This is a genomic window from Rhizobacter terrae (assembly GCF_003852895.1).
GTDB lineage: Bacteria > Pseudomonadota > Gammaproteobacteria > Burkholderiales > Burkholderiaceae_C > Albitalea > Albitalea terrae.
On sequence record NZ_QUSW01000004.1, the window covers coordinates 71,730 to 97,072 of the forward strand.

At 66.3% G+C, this 25,343-nt stretch carries 23 protein-coding genes and 1 tRNA gene; 17 read left to right on the plus strand and 7 right to left on the minus strand.

Going from position 1 to position 25,343, the window contains the following annotated elements; translation table 11 throughout:
- The first annotated feature begins 6 nt into the window (after positions 1-6).
- The 4 genes from DZC73_RS15210 to DZC73_RS15225 all read left to right on the plus strand — a co-directional run bounded on the left by DZC73_RS15210 (position 7) and on the right by DZC73_RS15225 (position 6,359).
- The gene (locus tag DZC73_RS15210; protein ID WP_124541213.1) at positions 7-1,695 is read left to right on the plus strand and encodes an SWIM zinc finger family protein; all 1,689 of its coding nucleotides are present in this window, start codon (positions 7-9) and stop codon (positions 1,693-1,695) included.
- 360 nt (positions 1,696-2,055) lie between these two features.
- Entirely contained in the window at positions 2,056-3,960 is a 1,905-nt protein-coding gene (locus DZC73_RS15215) for a reverse transcriptase family protein (RefSeq protein ID WP_124541214.1), read from the plus strand.
- 122 nt (positions 3,961-4,082) lie between these two features.
- A complete protein-coding gene (locus DZC73_RS15220; RefSeq protein ID WP_124541215.1) occupies positions 4,083-4,844 on the plus strand; it encodes an alpha/beta fold hydrolase in 762 nt (253 codons plus the stop codon).
- 57 nt (positions 4,845-4,901) lie between these two features.
- Positions 4,902-6,359: an HD domain-containing phosphohydrolase gene (locus tag DZC73_RS15225; RefSeq protein WP_124541216.1), complete on the plus strand. Its 1,458-nt coding sequence runs from the start codon at positions 4,902-4,904 to the stop codon at positions 6,357-6,359.
- Between the two features lie 88 nt (positions 6,360-6,447).
- On the opposite strand, the gene DZC73_RS15230 is transcribed toward DZC73_RS15225, so the two are convergent.
- Both DZC73_RS15230 and DZC73_RS15235 read right to left on the minus strand, forming a co-directional pair.
- Positions 6,448-7,308, minus strand: a complete 861-nt coding sequence (locus DZC73_RS15230) for a hypothetical protein (protein ID WP_124541217.1) — start codon at positions 7,306-7,308, stop codon at positions 6,448-6,450.
- Positions 7,309-7,310: 2 nt separating this feature from the next.
- Positions 7,311-8,333 (minus strand): hypothetical protein, encoded by a 1,023-nt coding sequence (locus tag DZC73_RS15235; protein WP_124541218.1) that lies wholly within the window; start codon positions 8,331-8,333, stop codon positions 7,311-7,313.
- 327 nt (positions 8,334-8,660) lie between these two features.
- Here DZC73_RS15235 and DZC73_RS15240 point away from each other — a divergent pair, with 327 nt between their 5' ends.
- The 12 genes from DZC73_RS15240 (at position 8,661) to DZC73_RS15295 (ending at position 19,451) form a co-directional block, all read left to right on the plus strand.
- Positions 8,661-9,425 carry an alpha/beta fold hydrolase gene (locus DZC73_RS15240; RefSeq protein WP_124541219.1) on the plus strand — a complete coding sequence of 255 codons (765 nt, stop codon included), beginning with the start codon at positions 8,661-8,663 and terminating at the stop codon, positions 9,423-9,425.
- A gap of 30 nt (positions 9,426-9,455) precedes the next feature.
- The gene (locus DZC73_RS15245; protein ID WP_124541220.1) at positions 9,456-10,373 is read left to right on the plus strand and encodes a LysR substrate-binding domain-containing protein; all 918 of its coding nucleotides are present in this window, start codon (positions 9,456-9,458) and stop codon (positions 10,371-10,373) included.
- A 115-nt stretch (positions 10,374-10,488) separates the two neighbouring features.
- Entirely contained in the window at positions 10,489-11,508 is a 1,020-nt protein-coding gene (gene dctP / locus DZC73_RS15250; RefSeq protein WP_124541221.1) for a TRAP transporter substrate-binding protein DctP, read from the plus strand.
- The gene (locus DZC73_RS15255; protein ID WP_124541222.1) at positions 11,505-12,077 is read left to right on the plus strand and encodes a TRAP transporter small permease; all 573 of its coding nucleotides are present in this window, start codon (positions 11,505-11,507) and stop codon (positions 12,075-12,077) included. The genes dctP and DZC73_RS15255 overlap by 4 nt, the downstream gene beginning before the upstream one ends.
- The gene (locus DZC73_RS15260) at positions 12,074-13,438 is read left to right on the plus strand and encodes a TRAP transporter large permease (protein WP_124541223.1); all 1,365 of its coding nucleotides are present in this window, start codon (positions 12,074-12,076) and stop codon (positions 13,436-13,438) included. Before DZC73_RS15255 ends, DZC73_RS15260 begins: the two co-directional genes overlap by 4 nt.
- Before the next feature lie 9 nt (positions 13,439-13,447).
- Complete coding sequence (mdcA, locus tag DZC73_RS15265) at positions 13,448-15,142, plus strand: malonate decarboxylase subunit alpha (RefSeq protein ID WP_124541224.1); 1,695 nt, start codon at positions 13,448-13,450, stop codon at positions 15,140-15,142.
- Positions 15,143-15,156: 14 nt separating this feature from the next.
- Complete coding sequence (gene mdcC, locus DZC73_RS15270) at positions 15,157-15,474, plus strand: malonate decarboxylase acyl carrier protein (RefSeq protein WP_124541225.1); 318 nt, start codon at positions 15,157-15,159, stop codon at positions 15,472-15,474.
- Positions 15,471-16,331 (plus strand): biotin-independent malonate decarboxylase subunit beta, encoded by an 861-nt coding sequence (locus tag DZC73_RS15275; RefSeq protein WP_124541226.1) that lies wholly within the window; start codon positions 15,471-15,473, stop codon positions 16,329-16,331. The genes mdcC and DZC73_RS15275 overlap by 4 nt, the downstream gene beginning before the upstream one ends.
- On the plus strand, positions 16,331-17,032 hold the full coding sequence (locus tag DZC73_RS15280; protein ID WP_124541227.1) for a biotin-independent malonate decarboxylase subunit gamma: 702 nt from the start codon (positions 16,331-16,333) through the stop codon (positions 17,030-17,032). The genes DZC73_RS15275 and DZC73_RS15280 overlap by 1 nt, the downstream gene beginning before the upstream one ends.
- 6 nt (positions 17,033-17,038) lie before the next feature.
- Complete coding sequence (mdcG, locus tag DZC73_RS15285; RefSeq protein ID WP_124541228.1) at positions 17,039-17,698, plus strand: malonate decarboxylase holo-[acyl-carrier-protein] synthase; 660 nt, start codon at positions 17,039-17,041, stop codon at positions 17,696-17,698.
- A complete protein-coding gene (gene mdcB / locus DZC73_RS15290; RefSeq protein WP_124541229.1) occupies positions 17,695-18,540 on the plus strand; it encodes a triphosphoribosyl-dephospho-CoA synthase MdcB in 846 nt (281 codons plus the stop codon). The genes mdcG and mdcB overlap by 4 nt, the downstream gene beginning before the upstream one ends.
- The gene (locus tag DZC73_RS15295) at positions 18,540-19,451 is read left to right on the plus strand and encodes an acyltransferase domain-containing protein (RefSeq protein WP_124541230.1); all 912 of its coding nucleotides are present in this window, start codon (positions 18,540-18,542) and stop codon (positions 19,449-19,451) included. The genes mdcB and DZC73_RS15295 overlap by 1 nt, the downstream gene beginning before the upstream one ends.
- Here the strand turns inward: DZC73_RS15295 and DZC73_RS15300 are convergent.
- Entirely contained in the window at positions 19,448-20,242 is a 795-nt protein-coding gene (locus DZC73_RS15300; RefSeq protein ID WP_124541231.1) for a class I SAM-dependent methyltransferase, read from the minus strand. The genes DZC73_RS15295 and DZC73_RS15300 overlap by 4 nt on opposite strands.
- 44 nt (positions 20,243-20,286) lie before the next feature.
- Entirely contained in the window at positions 20,287-21,030 is a 744-nt protein-coding gene (locus tag DZC73_RS15305; protein WP_124541232.1) for an SDR family oxidoreductase, read from the minus strand.
- Between the two features lie 99 nt (positions 21,031-21,129).
- On the opposite strand from DZC73_RS15305, the gene DZC73_RS15310 reads away from it, so the two are divergent.
- Positions 21,130-22,029: an AraC family transcriptional regulator gene (locus tag DZC73_RS15310; protein WP_124541233.1), complete on the plus strand. Its 900-nt coding sequence runs from the start codon at positions 21,130-21,132 to the stop codon at positions 22,027-22,029.
- Between the two features lie 64 nt (positions 22,030-22,093).
- Here the strand turns inward: DZC73_RS15310 and DZC73_RS15315 are convergent.
- The 3 genes from DZC73_RS15315 to DZC73_RS15325 form a co-directional block, all read right to left on the minus strand.
- A tRNA-Val gene (locus DZC73_RS15315) sits at positions 22,094-22,170 on the minus strand.
- Positions 22,171-22,204: 34 nt separating this feature from the next.
- Positions 22,205-24,445, minus strand: coding sequence for a RelA/SpoT family protein (locus DZC73_RS15320; protein ID WP_124541234.1), 2,241 nt, complete (start codon positions 24,443-24,445; stop codon positions 22,205-22,207).
- The gene (locus DZC73_RS15325; RefSeq protein WP_124541235.1) at positions 24,442-25,317 is read right to left on the minus strand and encodes an alpha/beta fold hydrolase; all 876 of its coding nucleotides are present in this window, start codon (positions 25,315-25,317) and stop codon (positions 24,442-24,444) included. Before DZC73_RS15325 ends, DZC73_RS15320 begins: the two co-directional genes overlap by 4 nt.
- Positions 25,318-25,343: the final 26 nt, after the last annotated feature.

Sequence of the window (25,343 nt, forward strand, 5' to 3'; positions counted from 1 at the left end):
CCCACCATGCAATTCCGCTACAAGTACTACGGCAGCACCTCGGTGGACGACACGGCCGCCTCGCAGGCCTTCAGCTTCGCGCCCGACACGCTGCGTCCGCCCACGTATTTCGACGGCCTGCTGCGCCGCGATTCGCATGCGCACCTCATGTTCCGCGAAGCACTGTCGGCCCTGCACTCGGTGGTGGTGAGCGACCTGCGCTACCGCGGCCGCGACCAGACCGCCTACAAGCAGTGGCTGGAGGCCAACGAGAGCAGCCTGCTCGCGCAGTTCATGGCCCAGGCGCAGGCGCTCAAGGCCAAGGCCGGCGAGATCACCTCCGAGCTGAAGAAGCTGCGCGAGAAGAAATCCTCGGTGCTGGAGCCCTTCTACCTGGCACGTCGCAAGTACTTCGAGTGGCTGTACCAGGCCAACCGCGATGCGTGGTTCGTGCTCGACCCCGTCATCACCGTGCACCCGGACCGACTTCTGTTCGAGGCCTTCAGCCAGGACGAATCCAGCTACTGCGCGGTGAGCGTCAGGCACGACGTGTTCGACCGCACTGGCGAGATGGCCTGCGGCACGACCAACATCGACTACTCGGCGAGCCTGTACGACGAGTTCCAGAAGATCCGCGACTACAAGGCCACGAGCTTCAAGGTGGATCCGTCGGGCTTCACGGTGGCCACCGGTGACGACCCGGCCTTCCACGAAGAGAAGATCGACCTGCCCGACAGCTGGGTGCGCGGCTTCCTGCAGGTGTCCAGCGCGATGACGCTGCCCGCCACGGTGGTGGAGCTGCACCCGATGGACCTGCACAACCTGTGCAGCGCCTTGCGCCAGCGCAAGGAACGCGCCGGGCCGCGCTCGCTGCGCTTCGAGCTGCAGCCCGGCCAGCCGGCGCGCATCGTGCTGGAGCCGTGGCAGCTGGAGCTGACCGCGCGGCGCAGCGCCATCGTCGGCACGCCGCTGACCGAGCCGCGCACGGTGCGGCTGTGGGGCCGCCGGCGGCTGCTCACCCTTGAACGCCTCATCGCACTGGCCACCCGCGTGCGCGTGCACCTGCTGGGCTCGGGCATGCCCAGCTTTTGGGTGGTGGAGATGGGCGACGTCACCGTCACCCTGGGCCTGTCCGGCTGGACGGCCAACGACTGGTCCGCGGCCGGCCGCTTCGACCTGCTGCAGGCGCGGCATGACGTGAGCGATGCGACCAAGCGCGGCGTGGCGCAGGCCTTGCAATCCACCTGGCTTGCCACGCCGGCCGAGCTTGCCTCGCGCACCGGCCTGCCGCAGGCCGACGTGGATGCCGCGATGACGCTGTGGGTGCAGGCCGGCCGCGCGGTGTTCGACCTGCCCACCGGCCGCTACGCCTGGCGCGAGCTGTCGCGCGAGCCGCTGCCGCTGGACACGCTGCGCTTCGCGAGTCCTGAGGAGGAACAGGCGCTGGCGCTCATCCATGCCCGCGGCGTCCGGTTGAAGGACATCGTGCCGCAAGGCGAGCGCATCCGCATCAGCGGTACGGTGAAGGACCGTGGCCGCGAGCATGAGCCCGTGCTCGTGCTCAATGCCGATCAGCAGCTGCAGGACGGGCAATGCAGCTGCAACTTCTTCAGCCAGAACCGCCTGCGTCGCGGCCCCTGCGCCCACATGCTGGCGCTGCGGCAACTGGCACAGCCCCAGCTGGCAGAACAACAACAAGTCCGGGAGGCCGCATGACGAAAGCTGCGGTTACACTGAATTCGAGTGCAGCGCGTTGGCTCTTGCAATCCGGGCGGTGTTTCGCCGCCCTTGTTGACTGCCGTTCTACGCGCCACGGGTGCCGTCTTCACTGTGCCGGGCTGCCACCCATCGCGCAATGCCGATGTGGCTCGCTTCGAGCGCATTGGCGCGATGGGTGGCGCCCGGCGTCGAGTGGACAGCCCCCGTCCCTCAAGCCTTTCAGGCTCTTCGATGAGAAGCGCGCTGCACTCGATTCCTTCCCTCACCTGAGCCGACCTGCTGCTGGGAGCGTTGCATGAGCGCCGCGCGGCCGCCCGAAGGCGCTCGCACCGCAGCCCGCAGGGCGGAGGTCTCCCAATGAGCGAACGCGTACCGACCCGGGCGGAACTGCTTGCGCGCATTGCGCTGAGCAGCAAGGACGCGGTCGTCCTCTCCGAGATGCAGCGGCTGGGCTTCTGGCCCCAGAACGCCACGCAGCCGACCATCGAGGCCGCGCTCATCGAGCGCGAGGTCGAACTCCAGAAAGCGCTGAGCGAGCTGCAGGACGAGCTGCGCGTCAAGGGCGATCCGCAAGCCGCCTTGCAGGCCATGCGCAAGGAACGCATGGCCCGTGCACGCGAGCAGCGCGAAGCCAACGCCCAGGCGCGCGAACGGCAGCGCCACGAGCGCGCCATGCGCTGGCACGAAGCGCGCAAGACCGAGGCGGGCTACCTGGGCGACGGCGTGTCCGGCGGCTTGCAGGTGGATGCCGAAGCGGCAGCCGTCAAGGCGCGGCTCCAATCGCGCAACCTGCCCGCATTGAGCACGCCGCTCGAACTCGCGCAGGCCATGGGCCTCACCCTGCCCGAGCTGAAGTTCCTGTGCTTCCACCGCGAAGTGGCGCGCACCACGCACTACCGCCGCTTCAGCCTGCCCAAGAAGACCGGCGGCGTGCGCACCATCTCCGCCCCCATGCCGCGGCTCAAGCGCGCGCAGTACTGGGTGCTGGACAACCTGCTCGCCAAGGTGCCCTGCCACGACGCGGCGCACGGCTTCCTGCCGGGACGCAGCATCGTCACCAACGCCGCACCGCATTGCGCGAAGGCCGTGGTCATCAACCTCGACCTGAAGGACTTCTTCCCGAGCATCCATTTCCCGCGCATCAAGGGCGTGTTCCAGGGGCTGGGCTACGGCGAATCGGTGGCCAGCCTGCTGGCCCTGCTGTGCAGCGAAAACGCCTGCGACGAGCTGGAGGTGGATGGCGAGCGCTTCTTCGTCGGCGGCAAGGGCCGCGACCGCGTGCTGCCGCAAGGCGCGCCGACGAGCCCGATGCTCACCAACATCCTGTGCCGCAAGCTCGACCGCCGGCTGCAAGGCCTGGCGAGCAAGCTCGGCTTCGCCTACACGCGCTACGCGGACGACCTCACCTTCTCGGCGCCTGCCGAAAGCGCCGACAAGGTCGGCCGCCTGCTGCGCCAGGTGCACCACGTGCTGCACGACGAAGGCTTCACCCCGCATCCGGACAAGCAGCGCGTGATGCGCCGCGGCGCCCGGCAGGAGGTGACGGGCGTGGTCGTGAACGCCAAGCCTTCGGTCTCGCGCGAGGAGCGACGCAAGCTGCGCGCCGCCTTGCACCGCGCTGGCCAACAAGGTGTGGAGGCCGCGACCTGGCAAGGCCATGCGGCCACGCGCGATGTGCTGGTGGGCTACGCACGCTTCGTGAAGATGGTGGACGCCCGCCAGGGCCAGCCGCTGTTGCAGCAGGCATTGGCGTTGCCGGGCGCGAACGCTTCGTTGGCCGCCGGCAAGCCGGACGTCTTCCGCATCCAGGCCGCCAAGGGCGAAGCGCCTGCGCGCAAGCAGGGCGCCTGGTGGCAACCCGCACCGTCGCCTGAACCGCAACTCGCGTTGACGGCGATGCAGATCAAGACGGCGCGCCAGGAGCGGCTCAACGCCGAACGTGCCGCGCGCAACGAGGCCAAGCGCCAGGAACAGATTGCCCGAGGCGAAGCTCCCGCGCCGCGCAGGCCGCAGCCATCCGCCGAGGCCATGGCGTCGGCGGCCCAGATGACCGGCGCCGTGCACAAGCCCATCGCCTGGTGGCGCTATGCCATCCAGCTCGTCATCGTCATCCGCCTGGCCGTGGGCCTCAAGAGCCCGCTGGTGTTCATGCTGGGCATGCTGTGGGTGGGCTATGCGGTGATGACGCGGCAGCTGGGTTGGTGGCGCTTTGCGATCGCCATCCTCGGCATCGCCATCCTGGGCAGTGTGCTGAACGTCTGAGCACAGCCCCGAACGGCCCGTCCGTTCGGGGCGCACCCCCCGGCCACTGGACATTCGTCCGATGTTCGGCGAGACCACCTTCCCGGACAGTGGAGCCTTCTCCACCAACCGGAAGCACTCCCATGACACCGAACCGCCTCCTCCAAGCCCTCACGGCATCGCTGGCCCTGTCGGCTGTATCGCTCGCCCACAGCGCGGACGCCCGGCCCAACGTCGTGATCGTCCACGGCGCCTTTGCCGACGGCTCCGACTGGGCCAAGGTCATCCCGCTGCTGCAGGCCAAGGGCCTGCACGTCACCGCCGTGCAGAACCCGCTGACCTCGCTGGAGGACGACGTCGCCGCCACCAAGCGGGCCATCGACGCGCAGCCGGGCAAGGTGGTGCTGGTCGGCCACTCCTGGGGCGGCACCGTGATCACCGAAGCCGGCACCAGCGACAAGGTCTCGGCGCTGGTCTACGTCGCGGCCTTCGCGCCCGATGTCGGACAGGCCGTCGGTGAACTCGGCAAGCCCTACGCGCCGCCCCCGGGGCTGGCCTTCCTCAAGGCCGATGCATCGGGCTTCCTCAGCCTGACGCAGGAAGGCATGAGCAAGCATTTCGCGCAGGACCTGCCAGCGTCCCAGACGGCGGTGATGTTCGCGACGCAGGGGCCGATCCATTCGAAGGCCTTCGAGCAGAAGGTGAGCGTGGCCGCGTGGAAGACCAAGCCCAACTGGTACATCGTCGCGACCGATGACCACATGATCCAGCCGGCCCAGCAGCGCGACATGGCCAAGCGCATCGGCGCGCACGTCACGCAGCTCAAGACCAGCCATGTGCCGCAGCAGGTGCAGCCGGCGAAGGTGGCAGCCGCCATCCTTGAAGCCGTGAACCAGACGCGGTAAGGTCCGCGCCGTCCGCATCCCGCCATCGCCGTTCGCCTTTCGCCTTTCGCAGCCTCCATGGACCGCTCCGTCTCCCATGTCCCCGTCCTCGACGTGATCGGCGCCCTGGCGTTCGTCGGCGACCTCAGCATGGGGCAGCCGGTGGACCATTCCCTGCGGACGGCCTGGCTGGCCTGCCAGCTCGCCGCGGCGGCCGGCGGTGATGCCTCCACCGGCAGCAGCGCGGCCACGGTCGCGCTGCTGCGCTGGTCGGGCTGCACCGCCAACGCACCGGAGTTCTCCGAACTGCTGGGCGACGACGTGCAGGGCCGCCGGGTGATGCTGGCGGAAACCTCGGCGGCGGAGGCAGCGCGATTCGCCGGCACCGTCACGCAGATGACCCGCATCCACTGCGAGGTGTCCGGCGACATCGCGCGCACGCTGGACCTCTCGACCGAGGTCGAGACCTCGCTGCGCTGCATCTTCGAGAACCACGACGGCACCGGCCAGCCGAGAGGCCTGCCGGCCGAACTCATCCCCCACGAAGTCTTCTTCGTGAGCCTCGCGGGCGACCTCGAAATCCTGTCGCGCACCTACGGCTTCAACGACGCGCTGCGCTACATCGCCGAGCGGGCCGACCGCCGCTACCCGGCATCACTGGTGAAGGCCGCCACCATCCAGGCCGCGCAGTGGATGGACGCGCTGGACCAGGGTGCCGCCTCGCTGGGCGCACTCGGGCAGGTCATTCCCCGGTCGGACCAGCCGGCGCCGCTCGAACTGCTCGCCGACGTCATCGACCTCAAGGTGCCATGGATGGCCGGCCTGTCACGCCGTGTCGCGTCCACCGCCCTGCACTGCGCGCAGGTGCTTGGCCTGGACGATTTGCAGCAGCATCGCGTCTACCGGGCGGGGCTGATCCACGGCATCGGCCGTGCATCCGTGCCGAACTCGGTGTGGGAATCGCCGGGCAAGGCCAGCGAGGCCGACACGGAGCGGCTGCGCCTGGTGCCGTACTGGACCGACCGCGCCGCACGCCGCATCGACGCGCTGAAGGAAGAAGCCGGGCTGGCGTCGTTCATCGAGGAGCGGCTGGATGGCTCAGGCGGCTTCCGTGGCGTGTCTGCATCGGCCATCGGCATCGAGGCGCGCGTGCTCGCCGCGGCGCTTCGATGGGTGTGGCTGCAGACTGAGCGGCCTGCGGCTGCGGCCCTGAGCGCCGATGAGTCCATGGCCCGTTTGCGGCAGGAAGCGCAAGCCGGTGCATTCGATGCCAGCGTGGTCGCCGCGCTGGCTGGTGAGGCGGCCGCAACGGTTCCCGCGCGGCAGGCCGAAGAGACGACATCGGGCCTGCTCACCCAACGCGAACTGGAAGTCCTGCGCCGCATCGGTGGCGGCGAGAGCAACAAGGAAGCGGCGCGCACGCTGGGCATCAGCCCGAGCACGGTGCGCGCCCACCTGGAAAGCATCTTCCGCAAGCTGGAGTGCACCACGCGTGCCGCGGCGACGCTGAAGGCCTTCACGCTCGGGCTGCTGTGAACCAAACCGTTTGTCTTTTTGCCGGGACCCGTTCACCAATCAAATAGCAACTCACGAGCCCCTCCAAATAATTTCAAAATAAAAACATCTAAACGTGATATTTAGATGACAGGGTATGAAGCACGATGATCGCAAGAAAACTTGCGATAACCGGATTTATTTTCGCAAAGTATTCATCGGAGTCCGGCATAGAAATCGTCGTTATATTCCCTCTCCCATCACCAGTCCGCGAATGAAAAAAGCGGTTCCTAATAGTCTTCAGGAATTCAGGAATTTCCGAGAATTTGATTTCAACTTCTTGTGCAGCCTGATCAACACTTGCAAATGATTTGAATTTTTCACAGGTCAAATCATAATAACTCGCCCCGTGTCCGCTCGAACAAGAAAATGATATTCTCTGAACAACCTGAAGCTTAATTGAATCTATAAACTTACCTTGCCCCAAGAATTTCTTGAACAACCCCAATTCCCCTTCCGCGTCCGCATGAAGAATCGCCTTTAAGTCTTTGAACGTCCCGATGTAGTCAGTCTGAGTTGCAGCATAGAGCAACGGCACAGTATATGAAATTCTTTCCAAGATTCGATATAAAAAAACAAACGCGCTCGTATTCTTATCCTGAAATGCGTGCAAATGAAAATTCAGGAATTCCGAAAGAATTTCCTTATAGAATTCTCGATTATCGCCACGCGTAACCTTGACGAATCGCTCAACGGTACCACCAAGAGAGTAACTGACCAAAAAATCCTTAAATGCGATCGCCGGGGTTCTATTCTGTACAGTTGCCGGCAACGACGAATAGTCCGTAACTTGTTTTGCTCGGATACTTCCTCGACAGACAGTCGCCGTCCCCAAAAGTAGGCGAACCAAGAGATACTGGTACGAGTTGTCGGCATTCTTAGGAAGCCTTCCCAAGCCGTCAAGAGCCGAGCCGGATATTTGGACCGCCACGCTCAGATCCGATCAGAAATCTTGTCCAGCAACTCAAACTCATCCAACTTACTCAGGCTGGAATAGTTTTGGATGTAGTAGGCAACCAACTCTCGACGAACCTTCCCCAGATTGACCTTGCTAACATTAATTGAAGAGAACGCCTGCTCAAAATTTTCAATCGAATGCACAACCTTTTCTGTTTTTATGGACTTCAGCACCGACGCGGACGTTTTAGCTCCTACGCAGAATCCCACAAAGTTGTTTTGAACCCTGATCCAATCACGCAAATAGTCTGACTTGCCAAATTTGTTAACCAAATCAACCACATCCATAAATTCGACATTGCTAGTCGGAATATCAGAATCAATGATCTTCGATGCGATGAGTTCATCCATCTTCTCTTCGATTATTTTTTGATTATCAATATTCACCGAACCGCTCAGGTATGCAACGTACCCTTTAACAAAATCCGCTTTCTTAAACGATTCCGGCGCTCGAACCCGCCCCTTACCTTTTTCGGCAACAAGCTTCAGATCGATGCCATCGAAATCAAAAAAAGCATCGGCCAGCACGTCAATTTGATGACGAGCGGACATTGGTTTTTGCCCATTGTTCAAAGTAATCATTCGATAAAGCAATCTATCGCGCGAACTGGCAATGATGAAATTTACATGTATCGGACGATTGAAATCAAAATCATTGTTAGAGGCAGCTCGTCGCAGCGTATTCAGTCGCTGAATCCCGTCAAGAACAAAAGCGCTGTCAACATTTTCAGAGATGAACGCCTCGATAGCGGATTTGCTGCGTCTCCGAGCTGGAAACGAATGAATTAGGGCGATAGTAATTGGCGGCATTACGCAGCCCCTAACAATATCATCCTCCAGACGACTGTAGAATTTTGTATTCAGCGCATCTCGCTGGATATCAAGACGCCCAATTAGGGGGACAAAATTTTCAATGGCAAATTCATAATTTGTCGCAGCGGCAACCACAAAGCCATCAATAACAGAGTCGGTATCAAGGGTGAAGAAATTTAGGCTCATGTGGTGATTTCCTTAAGAGTTCTTGTGAGTTTGCGGATGGTAACGAGGTAAAGATATTGGGTCAAAGACTGATGAGTGTGGCTGAGTTCCCAACCTAGAGCAATGGCGCACAACCCAGGACTACATCTCAAACTACTTTGGCTTGGGCGCGAATTGAGTCGCTCGAAGGCGACAAGCCGACAGTCAACCAACTGTGCCGCTGCCCTGCAGCCTTCACGCTCGGGCTGCTCTGACGGTTCGCGTAACGGTTGCATGCGCTGGCTAATTGATGTGCCGGCGGCCGCCTCTTACCCTTTGCGCACAAGTTCAACACTTCGGAGACGCAACATGGGACTCCGCGCCAAGGTGTGCGCATCGCTGCTCACTCTCGTCGCCTGCGTGGCCGCGGCCGAGACGCCGGCCAAGGTCAAGAACGTCGTCCTCGTCCACGGGCTCTACGCCGACGGATCGAGCTGGGCGAAGGTGGTGCCCATCCTGCAGAAGGCGGGACTGCATGTGACCGCCGTCCAGAACCCGACGACCTCGCTGGCCGACGACGTGGAAGCCACGCGCCGTGCCCTGGCCCAGCAGGACGGTCCCACCATCCTCGTCGGCCACTCGTATGGCGGCATGGTCATCTCCGAGGCTGGAACCGATGCCAAGGTCTCGGCACTCGTGTACGTCGCCGCCCGCGCACCCGACGCCGGCGAGGACTACCCGGCGCTGGCCAAGACCTTCCCCCCGGCGCCTGCGGGCAAGGGCCTCGCCTGGGGCGGCGACGGATTCGGCAGGCTGTCGGAAGAAGCCTTCGTGCGCGACTTCGCGGGGGACCTGGACCCCGCCCAGGCTCGCGTGTACTACGCGGTCCAGCAGCCGGTGGGCCGGGCGGTCACGACCGCCAAGACCACCGTGGCCGCATGGCGGGCCAAGCCGTCCTGGTACGTCGTGTCGAAGCAGGACCGGACCATCGACCCCGACTTCCAGCGGTTCATGGCCAAGCGCATGAACGCGACCACGACCGAAGTCGACGCGAGCCATGTGTCGATGATTTCACGGCCGGAGGAAATCGCCCAGGTGATCCTCGCCGCGTCGCGTGCAGAGCCCAAGCCGTGATGCGCGGTCGGTCGCTATGATGGCCGAGCCATGCTCAATCGCATCGACGAAGAGATCACGTTCCGCAAGCTCGAGATCCTGCTGGCCTTCATGGAGAGCGGGAACCTGGCGCGCGCGGCGGAGCGGCTGGGCATCAGCGCGGTCAGCGTGCACCGCGCGCTCCACTCGCTGGAGACGGGCACGCGGTGCAGCCTGTTCCGGCTCGAAGGCCGCAACCTGCAACCCAACGATGCCGCCCACGCCCTGGCCGATGTCGCCCGCGAAGTGCTGCAGGCCATGTCGCATGGCATCCGGGTGACGCGCGAGATCGCCGGCTACGCCGCCGACCGCATCCGCATCGGTTCGCTCTACTCGCTGACCAGCGTCACGGTGCCGGCCATCATCATGGGCCTGCGCCTGCGCAAGCCCGACATCCAGACTGAACTCGTGCTCGGCTCCAACAGCGAGCTGCTTCGCAAGCTGCGCGAAGGCATCGTGGACGCGGCCGTCATGGGCCTGCCCGAGGGAGCGGGCGACATCGAGTCGCAGCTGCTGTTCGAGGACGACATCTTCTTCGCCGCGCCGGCGCAGTCGACCTATGCGCAGCAGGCGGACGTCGACCTGAGCGCCTGCACCGACGAACGCTTCGTGTCACTGAACGAAGGCTACGTGACGCACGACCGCTTCATCGATGCCTTCCGCGTGGCCGGCTTCGACCCGAACGTGGTCATGCGGACCAACGACATCTTCTCGCTGATGAACCTCGTGAGCGGCGGCATCGGCTGCACGCTGCTGCCGGGCCGCATCCGCAGTGTGCTGCCGCGCAACGTCTGCCTCGTGCCCTTGCAGCCGCGCTTCCAGATGCGCCAGAAGATCAGCGTCATGTTCCTGCGCACGCGCGAGCGTGACCCGAACCTGCTGTCGCTGCTGGCCGCCTGCCGCAGCCACGCGGCCGACCTGCAGGGTTAACCCACGACCATTGCAGCGGGCGTAAACGTCGTCCGACAAGGTTGATTGATCGCCAGAGGGCCCGCTTCCAAACTGCGGCCAACCGCCACCGAAGGCGGATTTCTGGAGACAAGTCATGAGCCTGACACGACGTCAATGGATGGGGGCTGCTGCCGCAACAGCCGCCGCAGGATGGTCCAGCGCATTCGCCCAATCGGGCACCACCCTGAAGATCTCGCACCAGTTCCCGAGCGGCTCGCTCACCGAGGGTGACTTCCGTGACCGGCTGTGCCGCACCTTCGCGGCCGAACTGGACAAGCGCACCAGTGGTGCACTGAAGGCCTCGGTCTACCCGGGCTCGTCGCTGATGAAGACCAACGCCCAGTTCTCGGCCCTGCGCAAGGGCGCGCTGGACATGAGCCTGGTGCCGCTGTCGTATGCCGGCGGCGAAGTGGCCGAGACCAACGCCGGCCTCATGCCCGCGCTCGTGCCCAGCTACGCACAGGGCGCCGCATGGAAGACGGCCGAGGTCGGCAAGCTGCTGTCCAAGGTGCTGGACGACAAGGGCGTGCTCATCGTGAGCTGGGTCTGGCAGGCCGGCGGCGTCGCCAGCCGTGCCAGGCCGCTGGTGACACCCGAAGACGCCAAGGGCATGAAGGTGCGTGGCGGCAGCCGCGAGATGGACATGATGCTCAAGACGGCCGGCGCGTCCGTCATCACCTTGCCGTCGAACGAAATCTATGCCGCGATGCAGACCGGCGCGATGGACGCGGCGATGACCTCGTCGACCAGCTTCATCTCCTTCAAGCTGGAAGAGATCGCCAAGCACCTCACCTCCGGCCGCCAGCGCACCTACTGGTTCATGTTCGAGCCGCTGCTGATTTCCAAGGAAGTGTTCGGCAAGCTCACCAAGGCCCAGCAGGACATCGTCATGGGGCTCGGCGCAGAACTCGAGGTGTTCGCGCGTGACGCCGCCAAGGCCGACGACAAAGCCGCGGCCGACATCTACGCCAAGGCCGGCGCCAAGGTCTACGACATGGACGAGCCGACGCTGAAGAAGTGGCAGGCCATCGCACGCGACACGGCGTGGAAGGACTTCGCCGAGAAGAACGAGTCGTGCGCCGCGATCATCAAGGCTGCGCAGAAATTGCTATGAGCCACGGTTTAGACATGCGGCCTGCGGTGGCAGGCATCGACCCCGACACACCCGCGCTGCTGCGTCCGCTGGCCAAGGCACTGGGCGTGGCCAACCAGGCGATGGTCGTGCTCGGCATGCTGGCGCTGCTGCTGGCCTCCTGCGTGCTCACCTACAGCGTCGTCTCGCGCTACGTGACCAAGGCCTCCACCGACTGGCAGGATGAAGCCGCCGTGTTCTGCCTCGTGGGCGCCACCTTCCTGTGCGGCGCCTTCGTGCAGGCCTTGCGCGGGCACGTGGGCATCGAGGCCATGGCCGGAATGCTGCCGCGCGCCTTGAACCGCCTGCGCCTGGCGCTGGTGGACCTGATGTGCACCGCCTTCTGCACCTTCTTCGCCTGGAAGTCGTGGACGCTGTTCCACGAGGCCTGGGCCGAAGGCCAGACCACCTCGTCGTCCTGGGCGCCGCCGCTGTGGATTCCCTACGTGCTGATGTCGCTTGGCATGACGCTGCTCAGCCTGCAGCTGCTCGTGCAACTCGCCGCCCGCCTCAACGGGCTCTTCAGGAAGTCGCAAGGAGTGGGGGCATGAGCATGCTCGTCCTCGGATCGCTGTTCGGCGTCGTCACGCTGCTGTTCATGTTCTCCGGCGCGCCCATCGCGTTCGCGCTGGGCAGCGTGGCGGTGCTGTTCATGGCCCTCTTCATGCCGGCGTCGGCGCTCGACACCGTCACGCAGAACGTCTACGAGGAGATGGCCAGCATCACGCTGCTGTCGATCCCGCTGTTCATCCTCAAGGGCGCGGCCATCGGCAAATCGCGGGCAGGCCAGGACCTGTATGCCGCCATGCACGTGTGGATGGGCCGCATCCCCGGCGGCCTGGGCATCGCCAACGTGTTCGCCTGCGCGCTGTTCGCCGCCATGGCGGGTTCGAGCCCGGCCACCTGCTCGGCCATCGGCAGCGCGGGCATCCCGGAGATGCGCAAGCGCGGCTACTCGCCGGGCTTCGCGGCCGGCATCATCGCCGCCGGCGGCACACTGGGCATCCTGCTGCCGCCGTCGATCACGATGATCCTGTACGCCGTGGCGGCCGAGCAGTCGCTGGGCCGGCTCTTCCTCGCGGGCATCGCGCCGGGCGTGCTGCTGGTGGCGCTGTTCGCGGGCTACGCCGCGCTTCGCTATCGCAAGGAGCGCACCCTGGCCGAGGCCGAGTACCGGCGCTCCGGCACCGCATCCGCCCTGCTGGCCACCGAGACCTTCACCAACCGCCAGAAGTTCGAGATGCTGCCGCGCGTCGTGCCCTTCGTGCTGCTGCTGATCGGCGTGATGGTGGCGCTCTACGGCGGCTTCGCAACGCCTTCGGAGACCGCCGGCCTGGGCGCCCTGCTGGCCCTGTTGCTCATCGCCACGATCTACGGCGTCTGGCGCCCGCGGGACGTCGCGCCCATCCTCTCGTCGACGCTGAAGGAGTCGACCATGCTGATGTTCATCATCGGCATGTCGCTGCTGTTCTCGTACGTGATGAGCTACCTGCACATCAGTCAGGCGGCGGCGGAATGGATCGTCGGCACGCACCTGTCCAAGTGGGTGCTGCTGGCCGCGGTGCTGCTGATGGTCATCGTGCTGGGCTTCTTCCTGCCGCCGGTCAGCATCATCCTCATGACGGCGCCCATCATCCTGCCGCCGCTGAAGGCGGCCGGGTTCGACCTCATCTGGTTCGGCGTGCTGATGACCATCGTGATGGAGACCGGCCTCATCCACCCGCCGGTGGGCCTGAACATCTTCGTCATCAAGAACATCGCGCCTGACATCGCCCTGCGCGACATCATCTGGGGCGTGCTGCCCTTCGTGGTGCTGATGCTGCTGGCCGTGCTGCTCATCTGCATCTTCCCCGGCATCGCGACCGCCCTGCCCGACGCCACCATGGGCGCGGTGACGGCCGCAGGCCACTAGGAGCCGCCGATGAATGCCGCGAACGCCGCCACGCACTCCTGGAACCGCCGCGCCCGCCAGCGTGCCGAGCGCCTGGGCCGCGCGGCACGGGTGCTGGGCCATCAACTGCAGGGCTGCCACGTCGACACCGGCGCGGCCGTGCCGTTGCTGCAAGCCATCCTCGAACCCGGGGACCGCGTCTGCCTGGAGGGCAACAACCAGAAGCAGGCGGACTTCCTCGCGCAGTCCCTCGCGCAGGTGGATGCGCAGCGCGTGCACGACCTGCACATGGTGCAGTCGGTGCTTGCCCTGCCCGAGCACCTGGACCTGTTTGAGAACGGCATCGCGCGGCGGCTGGACTTCTCCTTCTCGGGGCCGCAAGGCGCCCGCCTGGCGAAGCTGGTAGCCGCCGGCGGCATCGAGATCGGCGCGATCCACACCTACCTGGAGCTGTTCGCGCGCTACTTCGTCGACCTGACGCCCAAGGTGGCCCTCGTGGCCGCCCACGCCGCGGATGCAGCGGGCAATCTCTACACCGGGCCCAACACCGAGGACACGCCGGCCATCGTCGAGGCCACTGCGTTCTCGGGCGGCATCGTCATCGCGCAGGTCAATGAGCGGGTGCCGGTGGGCAGCACGCTGCCGCGCATCGACATCCCGGCCGACTGGGTGGACTTCGTCATCCAGGCGCCGCGGCCCAACCTCATCGAGCCGCTGTTCACGCGAGACCCGGCGCAGATCAGCGAGATCCAGGTGCTGATGGCAATGATGGCCATCAAGGGCATCTATGCCGAATACGGCGTGCAGCGGCTCAACCATGGCATCGGCTTCGACACCGCGGCCATCGAGCTGCTGCTGCCCACGTACGGCGAGTCGCTGGGCCTCAAGGGGAAGATCTGCCGGCATTGGGCCTTGAACCCGCATCCGGCGCTCATCCCCGCCATCGAGGCCGGCTGGGTCGAGTCCATCCACTCCTTCGGCTCGGAGCTTGGCATGGAGGACTACATCCGCGCCCGTTCCGATGTCTTCTTCACCGGCGCCGACGGCAGCCTGCGCAGCAACCGCGCTTTCTGCCAGGCCGCGGGCCACTATGCCTGCGACCTGTTCATCGGGTCCACGCTGCAGATCGACCTGCAAGGCAACAGCTCCACCGCCACGCTGGGCCGCATCACCGGCTTCGGCGGCGCGCCCAACATGGGCGCCGACGCACGCGGACGCCGCCACGCGAGCCCGGCGTGGCTGAAAGCCGGCCGCCAAGCCCGCGCCGGCCTGGCGGGCGCCGCCGGCACGCCGCGCGGCCAGAAGCTGGTGGTGCAGATGGTGGAGACCTTCCGCGAGCACATGCAGCCGGCCTTCGTCGACAGGCTGGATGCGTGGACGCTGCAGGAGCAGGCCGGCATGGCCTTGCCGCCCATCATGATCTACGGCGAGGACATGACCCACATCCTCACGGAGGAAGGCATCGCCAACCTGCTCATGTGCCGCAGCGACGATGAACGCGAGCAGGCGATCCGCGGCGTGGCGGGCTACACCGCCGTGGGCCTCGGGCGTGATGCGCGCATGGTCGAGAACCTGCGCGACCGCGGCGTCATCCGCCGGCCGGCCGACCTGGGCATCGACGTGCGCGATGCGACGCGCAACCTGCTTGCCGCGCGCAGCATGCGCGACCTCGTGCGTGCATCGCAGGGCCTGTACAGCCCGCCCAAACGCTTTCGCAACTGGTGACACGAAAGTTGCCCATGAATCACCCAGGCATCGAAACCCTCGACTACACCTTGACGGGCACCCGTGCCGTCGGGCCCTTCACGCCGGTGCTGGTCGGCGTCGTGGGGTCGGGCAACCTGGAGGTGCTGCTGGAGCCCTCGCCCGGAGACGCCTTGCGCGTCCACATCGAGACCTCGGCCCGAGGCTTCGGTCCGATCTGGGCCGCGGTGGTGAACGACTTCCATCGCCGCCATCCGCTGGCCGGGGTGATGCTGTCCATCCACGACATGGGCGCCACGCCCGCCGTCGTCAGCCTGCGGCTGGACCAGGCCGCGCAGGAGCTGTTGCCATGATTTCCTATGCCGAGTGTTCCGCACGCGACCGGCTGGCGCACGTCGTCGATGCCGGCAGCTTCCGCGAATGGCTGCCGCCCTCTGATCGCCTGACCAGCCCGCACCTGGGCCAGCTCGGCCTGCCTGCGGCCTTCGATGATGGCGTTGCCATCGGCCGCGCCAGCCTGGCGGGCCGCGAGATCTTCGTGGCCGCGCAGGAAGGCGAGTTCATGGGCGGCGGCGTCGGCGAGGTGCATGGCGCCAAGCTCGTCGGCCTGCTGCGGCGCGCGCTGCGTGACCGGCCTCATGCGGTGCTTCTGCTGGCCGAGTCGGGCGGCGTGCGGCTGCACGAAGCCAATGCCGGACTCATCGCCGTGTCCGAGGTGATGCGCGCGCTGCTGGACGTGCGCGCCGCGGGCATCCCGGTCATCGTGCTGATCGGCGGCGCCAACGGCTGCTTCGGCGGGATGGGCATCGTCGCTCGCTGCGCCGATCACGTCGTGATGAGCGACATCGGCCGGCTGGCGATGTCCGGACCGGAGGTCATCGAGGCATCGCACGGTGTCGAGGAGTTCGATTCACGCGACCGGGCGCTCGTGTGGCGCACGACCGGTGGCAAGCACCGCTGGCTGTGCGGCGACTGCGACGCGCTGGTCGAGGACGACGTCGGCGAGTTTCGCCAAGCTGCCATCGCCGCGCTCGACGCTGCGCGGCCGATCACCTTGGCTGCGCTGGAGGACGAGCATGGCCGGCTGGCATCGCGCATGGATTTCGAGGGCGATGATGCGACCGCCCTGTGGGCTCGCCTGGGCATAGCCGACGCTTCGCGCGTGCCCGACCTCGACGTGGCTGCCGTGCGTGCGCTGGGAGTGCATTGATGGACTGGAACCTGTTGGCCTCCCAGCTCTTCGGCGACGAGCACGGCATCGCCCGCGAGGGCGATTTCCTGCATGGCACGGTGGTGTTCGATGGTGAACCGCTTGCGGTCATCGGGACGACGGCGCATGCGCCGATCGGCGTGCAGCTGGCGTTGCGGCAGGCTCGTGCGGTGCTGGATGCCATGACCCATCAACCAGGACGCCCCATCCTGCTGCTGATCGACACGCAAGGCCAGCAGCTGCGGCGGCGCGATGAATTGCTTGGCATCAACCGCGCGATGGCGCACCTGGGCATGTGCATCGATCTTGCTCGACGACGGGGCCACCGGGTGATCGGCCTCGTGTACGACCAGGCGCTGTCCGGGGGGTTCATCACTTCGGGTCTCATCGCCGACGCCTGCCACGCGTTGCCCGAGGCCGAGATCCGCGTGATGCGGCTGCCTGCGATGGCGCGAGTCACGAAGCTTCCCGAACCGCTGCTGGCGCGCTTGTCCGAGTCGAACCCCGTCTTCGCGCCGGGCGTGGACAACTACATCGCGATGGGCGGCGTGCGCCGGCTCTGGCGCGGTGACCTGGCGCAGGCGTTGCGAGAGGCATTGGCTGATGCATCGCCTCGCGATCGGCGCGCCGAGGATGGCGCCATGCGTGGCGGCCGGCGCATGGCGGCGGCTGTCGTGCAGCGCGTGCTTGACGCAGGGTGAGCGGCCATGACGATGCATCGCCACCAGATGGCCCGGCTGTCGAGTGCCGGTTGGCAGCGGCTGTTGAACCTGCCCTGGGACACCGAGGCGCATGACTGCCTGCACCACTGGGCGGACCAGCAGCTGCCGCTCGTGGTCACCCGCCAGGCCGACGATGACGCCATCTCGCTGGGGCTGAGCGCGCCGCGCCGCTGGCGCCATCGCCGGCTGGCAATTCGCGTGCAGCGGGCCGAGGTGCTGTTCTTCGACGAGTTTCCGCTTCTTGAAAAACTCGTCCCGCAGCTGCCCCACAGCGCCCGCACGCCGGCACGGCAACTCGCTTCATCGCTGCGCGCCTGCGATGCGACAGCGCGGGTCTACGGCAGCCACGGCTGGCAATACCTCACCGGTCTTCAGCACGTGCATGAGTCCTCCGACATCGATGTCTGGGTGAGCGTGACGGGGCCGGACCACGCCGACGCCGTGGCCGCTGCACTGGACGCCTTCGCAGCACCGACGCGCCGCCTCGATGGCGAGCTGGTGTTCGATGGCGACGCCGCCGTCGCGTGGCGCGAGTGGATGGCCTGGCGAAACGGCCGGGCTCGGGGACTGCTCGTGAAGCGGCTGCGGGGCGTCGCCATGCCGGCCTCGCTGGCGCTGCTCGATGCATCGGAGCTGATCGCATGAGACTGCGATCAGCCCTCGCCTCGCATGCGCCGACTGCGCAGGAGATTGGCCGCGCTGCCACGCTCGCGCTGCACGACGAACTCGCCCTGTCGCCCAAGCCCGGCCTCGTGACGCCCACCGACAGGGGCAGCCATGACGACATGGATGCCCACACCTTCATGCGCAGCCTGTTCGCGTTGCGTGGCTACTTCGTGCGCATCGCTGAGCTGGGCGCTGCGGGCGCTCCCTTCGAGGCGCTTGAGCAGTGCGGGATCGCCGCCGAGGCACGCATGCTGGCAGCGACAGGCGGCATCAACACACACCGCGGCTCGATCTTCATGCTCGGCCTGCTGTGCGCCTCGGCCGGCGCACTGGCCGCGCAAGGCTGCCGCCCCACGCCCGCCTTGTTGCGTCAGACGCTGGCCACCTGCTGGGGCGATGCGTTGTCAGTTCGCGCGCTGCGGCCGTCGAAGCTGCCGGGTGGGATGGCGGCAAGTCGACTGGGCCTTCGCAGCGCTTCAGCGGAAGCGGCTCTCGGATTCCCGACGCTGTTCGAAACGGCCGAACCCGCGCTGCGCCACGCGCGACGCCGCGGCCTGCCCACCGCGCAGGCACACCTGGACACGCTGTTTGCGGTGATCAGCGTCCTCGACGACAGCAACCTGGCTCACCGTGGCGGATTGGAAGGCCTGCACTTCGCGCAGGCAGCCGCACGCGACTTCCTCGCGGCCGGAGGTGCAGCTGCACCGAAGGGCCTGCAGACCTCCGCCGCCATCGGCAAGGAATTCGTGCGCCGACGCCTGTCACCCGGCGGTGCGGCCGACACGCTGGCAGCTGCCTGCTGGCTCGAACGCATGGGCTGATGGGGCTGGCGCTGCTCTTCCCCGGCCAGGGTGCGCAGCATCAGCAGATGCTGCCTTGGCTGGACGACCATCCCGAGGCCAGGCCGGTACTCGATGCGATGGCTCGTCACTTGGGAACGGACTGGCGCGACACCCTTGGTGACGTCCGCCGGGTGCATGCCAATCGTGTCGCCCAGTTGCTGCTGACGGGCACCGGCATCGCAGCGTGGCAGGTCCTGGCAGCGCAATTGCCCACGCCCACGGTCGTCGCCGGCTACAGCGTTGGTGAACTCGCCGCCTTCGCCGCGGCCGGTGTCTTCGATGCGGTCACGGCGCTCGATCTCGCTGCCGCCCGCGCGCAAGCGATGGACGACAGCGTCGCCGGGCGGGATACGGGCCTGCTGGCCGTGCAAGGTCCACACGCACTCGCCCTGGCCGAAGCTGCGGCAGACCTGTCGATCGCAATCCGCATCAGCGACGAACGGGTCATCGTCGGCGGCGACGCAGCGGCATTGGAGACCGCCGCCGAGCCCTGGGGTGCTGCCGGCCTGCGCTGCCAACGACTGCCCATCGGCATCGCATCACACACGCGGGCGATGGCTGCAGCCGCAGCGGCGTTCGCGCAACGCCTCGCAGCCGCCGACCTCCGTCCCGCTCAGGCCGCCGTGGTCTGCAACCTCACAGGCGCGGCCAGCCGACATGCGGCCGCGCTTGCGTCGGCCTTGTCTGGCCAGCTGGCGCACACCGTGCGCTGGGACGACTGCATGGACAGCATCGCCGAACGCAGGCCGCGTTGCGTGCTGGAAGTCGGCCCCGGCACGGCGCTGGCCGCGATGTGGCGCGAGCGTCACCCCGGCATTCCGGTGCGCTCGGTCGAAGACTTCCAAGGGCCTGAAGGGGTATCGCGTTGGGTGCTCCGACAACTTGTCTAGACCAGTTTCCTGGCACAGAACGCGAAAGTGAGATACGGCACCGACACCCGCTCACGCCCGCGAAGCTCAGGCTCCTGTGCGATGAGCTCGCGAAGTTCCGCCTCGACCTGCCGGCGTTCCTCGGCGGCCAGGGCGCTGATGAAGCTGGTCGACAGCACCCGCCGGACGATCACGTCATCGGGTGCGCCCATGCTCGGATTCTCGAACTGCCACTCCTGAAGCTCACCGAAGGCCGGATGCGGGAAGGCACTGCGCCAGGTTCCCTTGTAGAACCGGGGGACTTCACCTTCATGCCGATCCACGATCGCGTCCATCCGAGCAACCCAGGGCACCTGGGCATCGCGCAGGTTCCACACGAGCGCCAGGCGACCACCCGGCTTGAGCACCCGGGCCATTTCCGACAAGGCCTCGGGGCTCGCGAACCAGTGAAAGGCCTGGGCACAGACCACGACATCGGCCGAAGCAGAGTCCAGAGGCATCTGCGTGGCGGTCCCTTGCACGGCCTTCGCCTGCGGCAGGTCTTGCGAGAGGAGCGAGAGCATCTGCGCCACAGGTTCGACGGCTGTCACGTCGGCACCGCCATCGACCAGGAGCCGGGTGAATTTTCCCGTGCCGGCGCCCAGATCGATCACAGCGGCGCCCGGACCGACACCCAGCGTCGTTCGAAGCCATTCGTGCAAGGCGGCGGGATATCCGGGCCGCCCCTTGGCATAGGTGTCGGCGCCTGCCGCATAGCCTGTGGCCGCCACCTGGTGAATCGAGCGAGAGGACTTGTCTGATGGCTGGCTCATGGGTGTCTCCAGGTTTCGCTGCGTCGGATCGTAGGCCACCCGCCTCACCGTGCACGGGCCAAGGCCTGCGCATCGGCGCCCGCAGCGAAGTGAAGACGTTCGGACGGGTCGTTCGCCGCCTGCCAGACCACCTCGGCCACGTCCTTCTCCGTCGTGACCGCAGTGGGGTTGGCGAAGGCCGCAAAGATGGGTTGTGCGAACCCCATGTAGGTCTCGGGAATCAGGCCCTGCATGCGTGCGGCGCCGTTGTCGGCGAAACGTGTCGTGGGTGCGTAGCCGGGTTCGACGAGCTTGACGCGCACGTTGAAGGCGGCGAGTTCGAACGCGACGGATCCCGTCAGTCCGGTGATCGCCATCTTGCTGGCGGTGTAGACGCCTGCCAGCGGCATGGCGGCCAAGGTCACGCTGGACGTGACGTTGACGATGACGCCAGCCCGGCGCTGGCGAAATTGCGGGATGACCGCCTGCATCATCGCCATGACGCCGAAGGTGTTGGTGTCGAACACCTCGCGCGCCGTTTCCATGGAGGTCGCCTCGAAGGCGCCGACGACACCGACGCCGGCGTTGTTGACGAGAACGTCGATCGGACCGGCGGCCTCGACGGCAGCAGCGATGCTGCCGGGCTGCGTCACATCGAGTGGCAGCACATGAAGCCGGTCGGATCGGGGCAGGAGTCCTTCGCGCGGCGTGCGCATGGTGGCCACGACGCGCCAGCCCTTGGCGAGGAAATGGCGGGCGGTCTCGAGGCCGTAGCCGGAAGAGCAGCCAGTGATGAGCACGGTGTTCATGAGGGGTCCTTTCAGTGGTTGATCGCGAAGGACTCCACGATAGGACGCAGACCCGGCATCATCTACCAGCGAGCGTCTTGCTTGTTTTAGCGAACGTCCATGAGTGATCCTCTCACCGAAGTCGTCAGGCTCCTGCAGCCACGCGCTGTCTTCGCCAACATCATCAGCGGCAAGGGCCATTGGGCGGTGCGCTATTCCGAGTATGGGCAGCCGAGCTTCTGCATCATGCTGACGGGGAGCTGCCTGCTGAAGGTCGATGGACACGAGCCGCTGACACTCAGCGCGGGTGACTTCGTGCTGCTGCCGACGACCCCGCCTTTCACGATCTCCAGCTTCGGCCCCGCGCCGACGATCCACATCGATCCCAAGGTCGTGCCCGGAGGCAACGGCGAGCGGCGCCACGGAGACCTGCAGGGCGAACCGGACATGCGCTCGCTCGGTGGGGCGTTCCTGTTCGATCGTGCCGCCCCGGACCTGCTCATCTCGTTGCTGCCAACGGTGGTCCATGTGCAAGGCTCCGACCGGCTGGCGCGTCTCGTGCGGATGGTGGGCGAAGAGTACGAGGATCACAAGCCAGGCCATGAGTTCATGCTGTCCAGCCTGGTCGGGATGATGCTCATCGAGGCCATGCGTTCGACGACTGCGGGCAGCGCGCCACCTGGGCTGCTGCGAGGCCTGGGCGATGAACGGCTGGCGCCTGCCCTCCAGCAGTTGCACGCGAGCGTCGATCAGGACTGGACGGTGGCGCAGCTGGCGGACATCGCTGCGCTTTCCCGCTCGGCGTTCTACGAGCGCTTCGTGCGCACGGTCGGGGTCGCGCCGATGGAGTACCTGTTGCAGTGGCGCATGGAGATCGCCAAGGGTCTCCTTCGCCACGAAGGGCTCGCCGTCGCCGAAGTTGCAGATCGCGTGGGATATGGATCGACCAGCACGTTCAGCGTGGCGTTCTCCCGGCATGTCGGGCAGACGCCGAGCCGCTATGCGCGCTCGGACAGCTGAAGCTTGTAGGCAAGAAAAAAGCACCTGGCGACAACCGCCAGGTGCTTGATTCATCTACCGAATTTGGTAGGCGCGATTGGACTCGAACCAACGACCCCCACCATGTCAAGGTGGTGCTCTAACCAGCTGAGCTACGCGCCTGCGAAGCCTTGCAGTATAGCAGGAAAAATCCGCATCACTTTCGACGGGCCGAGCGGACGCCGGAGATGCGGCCCACCGCAGCCAACACCTGCCCCAGACGAGCCGCGTCGGCCACCTCGATGGTGAAGGTCATCCACGCCGTGCCGCCCTTGGCATCGCGCACCGTCTGCGTCTTCACGCCGGTGACGTTCATCTTCTCCTTGGCGAAGACTTCGGAGATGTCGCGCAGCAGGCCCTGGCGGTCGGCGGCTTCCACCAGCACATCCACCGGGTAGAGCGCACCCTTGTCGCCGCGAGGCGCCCCCCACTCCACGGTGATCACGCGCTCGGGCGAACGCGCAGCCATCTCGCGGAAGTTGCTGCAGTCGCTGCGGTGGATGGCCACGCCCCGCCCGCGCGTGACGTAGCCGCCGATCGGGTCCGGCGGCGCGGGCCGGCAGCAGCGCGACAAGGTCGTCAGCAGCGATTCGACGCCCACCACCAGCACGCCGCCCTTGGGCGACTCGCCCTCGGACCGCGAGCGCTTGAGCGCGATGACTTCGTCCACCGTCGGCTGCGGCTCGGCCGGGCGCAGCAGCGTCTCGATGTGGCGCAGCGAGAACTCGTCCTTTCCCACCACCTCGAAGAGCGCATCGGCATTCTTGAAGCCAAGCTGCGACGCGAGGTCGTCCAGCTTCATCGCCGTCTTGCCTTCGCGCTGCAACAGCTTTTCCACCGCCTCGCGGCCGCGTGCGATGGTGCCCGCCAGCGCCAGCGCGTTGAACCAGCCGCGCACCTTGGCCTTGGAGCGCTGGCTCTTGAGGAAGCCCAGTTCGGGGTTGAGCCAGTCCAGCGACGGACCGCCCTCCTTCAGCGCCGTCACCTCCACCGTCTGCCCGCTTTGCAGCATGGTGTTCAGCGGCACCATCGTCCCGTCGATCTTCGCGCCGCGGCAGCGGTGGCCGAGGTCGGTGTGCACGGCGTAGGCGAAGTCGATGGGCGTGGCGCCCGCGGGCAACTCGACGATGGCGGCATCCGGCGTGAAGACGTAGATGCGGTCGTCGAAGACCGCATCGCCTTCGGGTGTGGCCGCCTCGCCCTTCTCGACGAAATCGCGTTCCCACGCCAGCAGTTGCCGCAGCACCGACTTTCGCGCCTCGGCCACCTGGGCATCGAAGTCGCCGCCGGCCGACACGCCCGCGTAGCCCTTCACGCCCGCCTCCTTGTATGCCCAGTGCGCGGCCACGCCGTGCTCGGCATGCTCGTGCATGCCGCGTGTGCGGATCTGAACCTCCACCGCGCGGTCGTCCTCGTCGAGCACGACGGTGTGCAGCGACTGGTAGCCGTTGGGCTTGGGCTTGGCGATGTAGTCGTCGAACTCGCCGGGCACGGAGCGGTACAGCTCGTGCAGCACGCTCAGCGTGGTGTAGCACTCCGGCACGTCGGCCACGATCACGCGCATGGCCCGCACGTCGAACACGCGGGCAAAGTCCAGCCCCTTGCCCTGCATCTTCTTCCAGATGCTGTACAGGTGCTTGGGGCGTCCCTGCACCTCGGCGTGGATGCCATGAGACTTCAGTTCCTCGGCCAACCGCTGGCGGAAGGCCTCCACCCGCTGCTCGCGCTCGACGCGCTTCTCGTCCAGCAGCTTGGCGATGTGCTTGTACTTGTCCGGCTGCGAGAAGCGGAAGGACAGGTCCTCCAGCTCCCACTTGATCTGCCAGATGCCCAGCCGATTGGCCAGTGGCGCGAACACCTGCATGGACTCCTCGGCCAGCGCCTGGGGGCAAGGCTGCTTGGACGCCGCGAAGTAGCGCAGGGTCTGAAGCCGCGACGCCAGCCGCAGCAGCACCACGCGCAGATCGCGCGAGAAGGCCAGCAGCATCTTGCGCACACGCTCGGTCTGCAACGCTCGCTGCTCCTCGCCCATCTTGGCCTCGCGAGCGGCGCGCTGGATCTGCACCAGCTTGCGGGTGTGCGTGACCAGGCTCGCATGCGAAGGGCCGAAAGCCTTGGCGACGACCTCCTCAGGCCTTTGCAGGAAGTCGCCGGCGTAGACCAGGTAGGCCGCGGCGCGCATCGATGGCGCGGCGCCAATGCCTTGCAGGATGGCGGCGACGCCGTCGGCATGGGCGAGCGCGTCCTCACCCGTGTCCATCGGCTGGCCGGCCAGCAGAGGCTCGGCGAAGGCGCGGGCACGGACGAGCTGCGCGGCCTCGTCGGCCGCATGCTCGTCCACCAGTTGAACGATGGGCGCGGCCTCGGCGGCGCGCGCGTCCAGCAGTCCTGTCTTCATGGGGCGAGCAGGAACTCCCTCACCACGGCCACCTGCTCGGGCACGACCAGCATGGGCGCGTGGCCCACGTTGGCGAATTCGTGCAGACGAGCCTTCGGGCCGCGCTGGGTCATGGCCAGTGCGGTGTCGCGGTTGAGCAGGTCCGAGTCGGCGCCGCGCAGCAGCAGCGTCGGGCATTTCAGCGAGTCGTAGGCCATCCACAGCGCGGCCTCGCCGGCCTTGGCGAGTTCGGGCGTCATGGCCTTGAAAGGCACGGCGATGTTCGGGTCGTAGTGCGGCTTGAAGCCGTCGCCATCGGGCTTGAGCATGGGCCGCGTGAGCGCAAGCCACTGCTCGCGCGTGTGCGTGCCGAATCCGGTGGAGATGCTGAGCATGTAGTCGGCCGCCTCTTCGAGCGACGACCAGCGCATCGGCAGCCCCAGGTAGGCGCCGATGCGCGCGATGGCCTCGGCCTGGATGGTGGGCCCGACGTCGTTCAGCACCAGGCGCTTGACGGGTGTTTTCGGCAGCGAGGCCAGCCCCAGGCCGATGAGCCCGCCCATGGAGGTACCGACCCAGGACACGCTCTCGACATCCAGCCGCGCGATGAGCGTGACCATGTCCGCCACGTAGGCAGGCAGCTGGTAGCCACTCGGATCGACCAGCCAGTCGGACTGCCCACGGCCCACCACGTCGGGGGCGATCACGCGGAAGTCCTGGCTGAGCTCCGAGGCCAGGCTGTCGAAGTCACGTCCCTGCCGCGACAGCCCGTGCACGCAAACCACCACCTTCGGGTTGGCCGCATCGCCCCATTCCCAATACGCCATGCGGTGCAGGCCCTTGCTATCAAGGCATTGCACGTGCTGCAGGCGGGGCTCTTGCTTGGTCGTCATGGGGATGCCTCGGGGCCTCTTTGATA

What these genes read in the sequence shown, in the direction of transcription:
- DZC73_RS15210 (WP_124541213.1), top strand. Translation starts at nt 7, where the DNA reads ATGCAATTCCGCTACAAGTACTACGGCAGCACCTCGGTGGACGACACG.
- DZC73_RS15215 (WP_124541214.1), top strand. Translation starts at nt 2,056, where the DNA reads ATGAGCGAACGCGTACCGACCCGGGCGGAACTGCTTGCGCGCATTGCG.
- DZC73_RS15220 (WP_124541215.1), top strand. Translation starts at nt 4,083, where the DNA reads ATGACACCGAACCGCCTCCTCCAAGCCCTCACGGCATCGCTGGCCCTG.
- DZC73_RS15225 (WP_124541216.1), top strand. Translation starts at nt 4,902, where the DNA reads ATGGACCGCTCCGTCTCCCATGTCCCCGTCCTCGACGTGATCGGCGCC.
- DZC73_RS15235 (WP_124541218.1), bottom strand. Translation starts at nt 8,333, where the DNA reads ATGAGCCTAAATTTCTTCACCCTTGATACCGACTCTGTTATTGATGGC.
- DZC73_RS15240 (WP_124541219.1), top strand. Translation starts at nt 8,661, where the DNA reads ATGGGACTCCGCGCCAAGGTGTGCGCATCGCTGCTCACTCTCGTCGCC.
- DZC73_RS15245 (WP_124541220.1), top strand. Translation starts at nt 9,456, where the DNA reads ATGCTCAATCGCATCGACGAAGAGATCACGTTCCGCAAGCTCGAGATC.
- dctP (WP_124541221.1), top strand. Translation starts at nt 10,489, where the DNA reads ATGAGCCTGACACGACGTCAATGGATGGGGGCTGCTGCCGCAACAGCC.
- DZC73_RS15255 (WP_124541222.1), top strand. Translation starts at nt 11,505, where the DNA reads ATGAGCCACGGTTTAGACATGCGGCCTGCGGTGGCAGGCATCGACCCC.
- DZC73_RS15260 (WP_124541223.1), top strand. Translation starts at nt 12,074, where the DNA reads ATGAGCATGCTCGTCCTCGGATCGCTGTTCGGCGTCGTCACGCTGCTG.
- mdcA (WP_124541224.1), top strand. Translation starts at nt 13,448, where the DNA reads ATGAATGCCGCGAACGCCGCCACGCACTCCTGGAACCGCCGCGCCCGC.
- mdcC (WP_124541225.1), top strand. Translation starts at nt 15,157, where the DNA reads ATGAATCACCCAGGCATCGAAACCCTCGACTACACCTTGACGGGCACC.
- DZC73_RS15275 (WP_124541226.1), top strand. Translation starts at nt 15,471, where the DNA reads ATGATTTCCTATGCCGAGTGTTCCGCACGCGACCGGCTGGCGCACGTC.
- DZC73_RS15280 (WP_124541227.1), top strand. Translation starts at nt 16,331, where the DNA reads ATGGACTGGAACCTGTTGGCCTCCCAGCTCTTCGGCGACGAGCACGGC.
- mdcG (WP_124541228.1), top strand. Translation starts at nt 17,039, where the DNA reads ATGACGATGCATCGCCACCAGATGGCCCGGCTGTCGAGTGCCGGTTGG.
- mdcB (WP_124541229.1), top strand. Translation starts at nt 17,695, where the DNA reads ATGAGACTGCGATCAGCCCTCGCCTCGCATGCGCCGACTGCGCAGGAG.
- DZC73_RS15295 (WP_124541230.1), top strand. Translation starts at nt 18,540, where the DNA reads ATGGGGCTGGCGCTGCTCTTCCCCGGCCAGGGTGCGCAGCATCAGCAG.
- DZC73_RS15300 (WP_124541231.1), bottom strand. Translation starts at nt 20,242, where the DNA reads ATGAGCCAGCCATCAGACAAGTCCTCTCGCTCGATTCACCAGGTGGCG.
- DZC73_RS15305 (WP_124541232.1), bottom strand. Translation starts at nt 21,030, where the DNA reads ATGAACACCGTGCTCATCACTGGCTGCTCTTCCGGCTACGGCCTCGAG.
- DZC73_RS15310 (WP_124541233.1), top strand. Translation starts at nt 21,130, where the DNA reads ATGAGTGATCCTCTCACCGAAGTCGTCAGGCTCCTGCAGCCACGCGCT.
- DZC73_RS15320 (WP_124541234.1), bottom strand. Translation starts at nt 24,445, where the DNA reads ATGAAGACAGGACTGCTGGACGCGCGCGCCGCCGAGGCCGCGCCCATC.
- DZC73_RS15325 (WP_124541235.1), bottom strand. Translation starts at nt 25,317, where the DNA reads ATGACGACCAAGCAAGAGCCCCGCCTGCAGCACGTGCAATGCCTTGAT.